Genomic DNA, 1,104 nt, shown 5'->3' on the forward strand with positions numbered 1-1,104 from the left:
CTTATTGATTTTTCCGTAAATCATGACAACCGTTGAGTGTCTCAAGCGTTATATTTTCAGGACGGTCCTGGAGACAAGTTGGCATGGCGCAAAGGCGAATGAGCGAAGCAGCAAAGAAGCGATTGAAGGCGGGTCGGCTGCTGCTGGCGGGCAAGGGCTGCGCCGAGGTGGCGTTGGCGGTGGGTGTGGCTCGGCAGACGGTGTACACATGGAAGCGGCTGCTCGATGAAGGCGGCATCGATGCGCTGCGAGAGGTGGGCGAGCGAGGGCGCCCGGCCCAACTCGATGAGCAACAGTTGGCGGCTGTTCGCGCCGCCCTGCTGCAAAGCCCCGTCGAGCATGGATTTGGCACTGAACTGTGGACTCTCAAGCGCGTGGGCGCGGTCATCGAACGCATGCACGGCATTCGCTTTGGCCAGACGCAGGTTTGGCGCATCCTGGGCTCACTGGGCTTTAGCCCGCAAAAGCCCGAGAAACGGGCCATCGAGCGCAACGAGGATGCCGTGCGCAACTGGAAGCGCCGCACCTGGCCCGCCCTTAAAAAAAAGCCCGACGAGAAGGCCGGCTGATTGTCTTCGTGGACGAGTCCGGCATCAGCGAGCGCCCGACCAGAGTCCGCACCTGGGCGCCCAAGGGACAGACGCCCATCATCCAGTTTCACTTCAACTGGAATCACGTCTCGGTCATCGCCGGGCTCACGCGCACCAACTGTTTGTTCCGGCTGCACGAGGGGAGCATCAAGAAGGAAGAGATCGTCCAATTCCTCAAGGCGCTCAAGGCCCACCTGAAGCAGCCGCTGCTGGTGATCTGGGATGGCCTGAAGGCGCATCGCAGTCGTTTGGTGCGCGAGTACCTGGACAGCCTGGACGGACACATCCAGATCGCGTTCCTGCCGCCGTACGCGCCGGACATGAACCCGGTCGAATACCTGTGGGCCTGGCTGAAGCGCCACGCGCTGGCCAACTACTGCCCCAATGATCTCGGCGAACTGCACGCGAGCGCCCGCAACAAGCTCAAGAGCGCTCAAAAGCGGCCTTCGATCATTGCCGCTTGCTGGATGCAGGCTACGCTGTGGTGATGTCATGAATTATGGAAGTCTCAATA

The 1,104-nt window shown here is 60.9% G+C and carries 1 protein-coding gene; it reads left to right on the top strand.

Going from position 1 to position 1,104, the window contains the following annotated elements:
- Positions 1–83 precede the first annotated feature (83 nt).
- Positions 84–1,078, top strand: a protein-coding gene (locus HDG32_RS35930) for an IS630 family transposase (RefSeq protein WP_184074580.1) whose coding sequence is annotated in 2 segments (ribosomal slippage) — positions 84–549 and positions 549–1,078 — 996 coding nt in all. Because the reading frame shifts where the segments join, the coding sequence is not laid out codon by codon here.
- Positions 1,079–1,104 lie beyond the last annotated feature (26 nt).

This window comes from Paraburkholderia sp. CI2, assembly GCF_014201055.1.
In the GTDB taxonomy this organism is placed as follows: Bacteria; Pseudomonadota; Gammaproteobacteria; order Burkholderiales; family Burkholderiaceae; genus Paraburkholderia; species Paraburkholderia tuberum.